We start from the raw sequence: 4,455 nt of genomic DNA, 5'->3' as shown, positions 1-4,455 counted from the left end.
GGTGGCCTGCGACCTGCTGCTGACCGGCCGGCACATCAAGGCCGCCGAAGCCAAGGAGATCGGGCTGATCGGCTACGTGGTGCCCGACGGGTCCGCGCTGGACAAGGCGCTGGAGATCGCCGAGCTGGGTCACAACACTGGCCCGCGGGGGGGGCGGGCGGCGGTTTCCGGGGGCCGCCGGCCCCCTGCGCGCCCCCGGCGTTTTGTCCCCGCCACAACGCGACGATGTCTTGCATGACCATGACGGTGTCCTTGTCCTTCGTGTCGGTGCGGCGGTCGGCGGCTACCGGGGCCCGCTCGGGCGCGGCCGCAGTGATCGCCACCGCCTGGCCTGGTGCACTCTTCAACGGCCACAACGGTTTCGCCGGCGGAGCCGGGTCGGACAGCAAGGCGCCGCGGCCACCGCCGTACCGGGGCAGCGACACCCGCACGCCCAGGGCACGCAGCTGTCCGCGCAGCCGGTTGACCGCCCGCTGCGCGTCGGCGCCGAAGTCACCGGCCGAGATCAGCCGCTCGGGGGGCGCTCCGGCCGCCCGGGCCAGGTTCAGCAGCGTTGCGCCGCCGCCGATCTCGACGAACACCGTGCCCTCGGCGCCGACCGTGGCCAGCGCGTCGGCGAACCGCACCGGCGCCAGCGCATGTTGGCGCCAGGCCCGCCGCACATCGTCGGCGTCCCGGTAGCGGTGCGCGAACAGGCAGGAGACGAACTCCAGCTGCGGGTCGGCCACGGTGAGCGCGTCCACGTGCGCCGTGATGGCGGCGTTGGCGGGTTCCAGCAGCGGGCTGTGGAACGCGTGTGACACGTCCAGCGTCTTGTACGCCACGTCGGCGTGGGCCAGCCGTTCAGCGGCCCGGGTCAGCCCGTCGCGGGTGCCGGCCACCACCGTTTGTTGGGGTGCGTTGAGGTTGGCGATCCACGCCGAGGATTCGTCGTCGAGCAGGGCCCGCACGGTCGGCTCGTCGGCGCGGCACGCCAGCATGCCGCCGGCGGGGATGTCCGCGTTGCCGATGGCCTCACCCCGCCGCGCGGCGAAATGCACGGCCTGCTCCGGGGTGAGCACGCCGGCCACCGCCGCGGCGCTGAACTCGCCGACGCTGTGCCCGAGGACGACGTCGGCGCGCACCCCCGCCGCCTGCAGCAGCTGCGCGACCGCCAGTTGGGTCACCAGCAGCGCGGGCTGGCAGCGGTCGGTGGCGGCCAAGGCGGCGGCGGACTCCGCGGTGGGTTCGGCCGGGTACATGGTCGCCAGCAGCCCGGGGCTGTCGGCGGCGGCCGCCAGCCGTTCGATGGCCCGGGTCAGGGCCGGGTCCGCGGACCGCAATGTGGCGGCGTCGCTGACCTTTTGCGAGCCTTGGCCGGCGAACAGGAAACACAGCTGCGGCGCGTCGTCGCTCGGCGGGCGATCCCGGTACCAGATGCCGTCGGCCACCACGACCGGAGTGGGCTCCTCGGACTCCAGGGCCGCCACCGCGGCGTGCAGCTGCTCGCGCAGCTCCGCCGTCGACGACGCCAGCAGCACCAGTTCGGCGCCCCGGTCCGCCCGCCGCGCCAACGTGGTGGCGACACCGCCCAGCTCGGGGTCGGCGTCGAGGTCGTCGAGCAGGGCGCGGCACCGGAAGGCGACCTCGGCCGCGGTTCGGCCCCGCACCGGGATCAGCCAACTCGACGCCGGCGCGGCGGCGCGCTCGGCCTGCTGTGCTTCCAGCAGCACGTGCACGTTGGTGCCCCCGAAGCCGAAGGCGCTGACCCCGGCGATGTGCGCGCGGTCCACGGGGGGCAGCTGTTGGGGGATTCGGGGCACGGCGAAGCCGCGCTCGGACAGCCGCAGCTCGGGCCGCTCGTCGCCGAGCTGGGGATGCGGTGGGACGACGCCGTGCCGCAACACCAGCGCGGCCTTGATCAGCCCGATCACCCCCGCGGCCGACATGGCGTGCCCGACATTGGCTTTCGCGCTGCCCAGGTAGCGCGGCGCCCCGTCCCGGGGCGGGAAGCACCCGCTCAACGACTCGACTTCCACCGCGTCGCCGACCGCCGTGGCGGTGCCGTGCGCTTCGATGTAGTCGACGGCGGCCGCCGACAGTCCCGAGTCGGCGAGGGCCAGTTCGATGGCGGCGCGTTGGCCCCCGACCTGCGGCTCCATCGCCCCGGCGCCGCCACCGTCGCTGGTGCAGCCGATGCCGCGCAGCCAGGCGTACACCTCGGCGTCGTCGGGGACCGCGTCTTCGCGGGTCAACACCACCACGCCCACGCCTTCGCCGAGCACGAAACCGTCGGCGTTGGCGTCAAAGGGCCGGCACACCCCGGATTTGGACACCGCGCCGATCTTGGAGAACAGCACCAGGCCGTCGGGCACCAGGTTCAGGTGCACGCCGGCGACGACGGCGATGTCGCACTGCCCCGCCCGCAGCGCGAGCACCGCGTTGTACAGCGCGACCAGCGACGACGCGCAGGCGGCGTCGATGGCCATCGACGGACCGCGCAGGTTGAAGCTGCGGGTGATCGCGGCCGCCGCCATGTTCAGCAGCGAGCCGGGCATGGTGAACGCCCGCACCGGGGGCACCGCCGCGGCCAACTCGTCCAACCCGGTTTCGCTGCGCGCCCCGAACGCGCCGGTGCTGAACTGGGTGGCCCGCAGCCCAGCCGTCATCAGCTCCCGGAAGTCGCTGGCCGAGATGCCCACGTACACGCCGACTTTCCGGCTGGACAGCGTCTGCTCGTCCAGCCCGGCGTTGTCGAGCGCCGCGCGGGTCGCGGTCAGCAGAATCCGGTGCTGCGGGTCCATCACTTCGGCTTGCCGCGGTGAAATACCGAAATCGAGCGGATCAAACCGGTCGATGTCGGTCACCGTGGCCATCACATCGCTGTAGGCGGAGTTCGGCGCCCGACCCTCCGGATCGAAGAAGGGCCGGTGGTCCCACCGATCCGACGGCACCGCGCCGAACGCCGAACGCCCGGACGCGAGCATCTGCCAAAACGACTTCACGTCCGCGGCGCCCGGGATATTGCATGCCATCCCCACCACAGCCAGCCGGGCGCTGGTCTGCGAGTCCCCAGTCATGTCAGCGTCTTTCGTCGCTCAGCGGGCGGCGACTGCGGCTTCGGAAACCGCCGACCGCACCACCTCGGCCAGGTCGGCCAGCGTCTCCACGGTCATCAACGACCGCGGCGAGAACGACACCCCGGTTTCTTCTTCGAGGTAGGTCAAAAACTCCATGGTCTGCACGGAGTTGTAGCCAAGATCCGCGATCTCGAGATCTGGCGTCAATTCGGGCAGCTCAACAGTGGCCACGGAAAGAAGGCCATCCTTGACGAGATCCAGCACATCGTGGTGTTGGGTCACAACCGTCATCTGTATTCTTCTCCAATCATCGCTATCCATTTTTATCTGGCATTTCGAAAACGCCACTGCCCGTACTGCTTAATCAATTACGCATTTGCGGTCTCTTCGTTGGCCGGCGACAAACGTGAATATTGCGTCACGGTCAACCGCGTGCACGGCCCGCCGACCCGCACCTTGCGAATACCGGCCGGTAACAATCCCCGGCCGCCTGTCGAAGTCGCCGGCTCGCCGTGGGTGAAGGCAGCCGGATGCACCGCGACATCTCGGCGAAATCGCTGGTAGCGGAGGTCAATACGGCCGTGCCGCCGATGCGGCGCCGTCCACGACCGGGTAGCTATTGCACCCCGGTCGAATTGAAGAGTAGTCTTTACACCGCTCGGAAATGTCCTTTCATGAGTCAAAACACGTAGTTTCGCGACCACGGTTACTCGTGGGTGGGCAGAGCACAGTCGACGAAGTTGCCGCTTCGTCGACTGCGGACCCCCTATTGGTTGCAGCAACCATTAGGGGGTCCAAACCTATTAGCTCGTCGAGCGTCGTGGTTTGCCCTGATGAGGCACGGTTTCGCCCGAAGCGCGGGGCGCCAACCGTCGGTGATACACGGGATCGGAAAGAGCAAGCAGCACAGTAGGTGCAGGCGTATCCATCAACGTCGGACGGCCTTACTGTGTGCTAGTCGGCATACTTACCTCCCCTTCTGCCAATTCGCTTGCCCCGACCCTGTGGATTTAGAACCGCGTCGTTCATCCCCGATGATGATGCACACGGATTACCGCGAACTCACGCGACGACCACGTTCTGGTTGGCACGTCCGAAGTTCACGACGCCCAGCATAGCGTAGCCGGATGCGCATATGTTGCCGCGGATCGGCGCCCGATCCGGCGCGGCCGACGCTCTCAGCAGCAGCAACGTCGTCGGGCGGTGCTCGACCTGCCGTTTGCGGCGCGCCTGCGAGTTAACTTGGAGTTCACTGTGCACGGCCGCGTCGAGCGCAGCGCCGCTACACCGCCGGTTGTTGGCGCAAAAGCGTTGCTGACTGTGCGGTTTCATACGCTCCGCCGCCGAAATGCGTACGAAACCGCCCAGTCGGCGCAGTTTTGCGCAGCGCCGCTAC

2 protein-coding genes and 2 pseudogenes are annotated in these 4,455 nt (G+C 69.3%); 2 read left to right on the top strand and 2 right to left on the bottom strand.

Annotated features, from left to right (window positions below; all coding sequences use genetic code 11):
- A pseudogene (locus BKN37_RS30060) lies at nucleotides 1-122 on the top strand (crotonase/enoyl-CoA hydratase family protein); the annotation flags it as partial.
- Nucleotides 123-542: 420 nt separating this feature from the next.
- Here BKN37_RS30060 and BKN37_RS26005 read toward each other — a convergent pair.
- Nucleotides 543-3,059, bottom strand: a pseudogene (locus BKN37_RS26005) (beta-ketoacyl synthase N-terminal-like domain-containing protein); the annotation flags it as partial.
- 18 nt (nucleotides 3,060-3,077) lie between these two features.
- Complete coding sequence (locus BKN37_RS26000) at nucleotides 3,078-3,350, bottom strand: acyl carrier protein (RefSeq protein ID WP_095407217.1); 273 nt, start codon at nucleotides 3,348-3,350, stop codon at nucleotides 3,078-3,080.
- Nucleotides 3,351-4,262: 912 nt separating this feature from the next.
- Here BKN37_RS26000 and BKN37_RS29625 point away from each other — a divergent pair.
- Nucleotides 4,263-4,455: hypothetical protein (locus BKN37_RS29625; protein ID WP_207547300.1), on the top strand; the 193-nt coding region annotated here is incomplete at its 3' end.

The sequence above is a fragment of the Mycobacterium talmoniae genome, from assembly GCF_001854525.1.
Lineage (GTDB): Bacteria > Actinomycetota > Actinomycetes > Mycobacteriales > Mycobacteriaceae > Mycobacterium > Mycobacterium talmoniae.
Note: the sequence above shows the minus strand (reverse complement) of the source record. Positions and strands in the feature narration are given on the sequence as shown.

Excerpts from the sequence above, each read along its gene's own strand:
- BKN37_RS26000 (WP_095407217.1), bottom strand. The coding sequence starts at position 3,350 with ATGACGGTTGTGACCCAACACCACGATGTGCTGGATCTCGTCAAGGAT.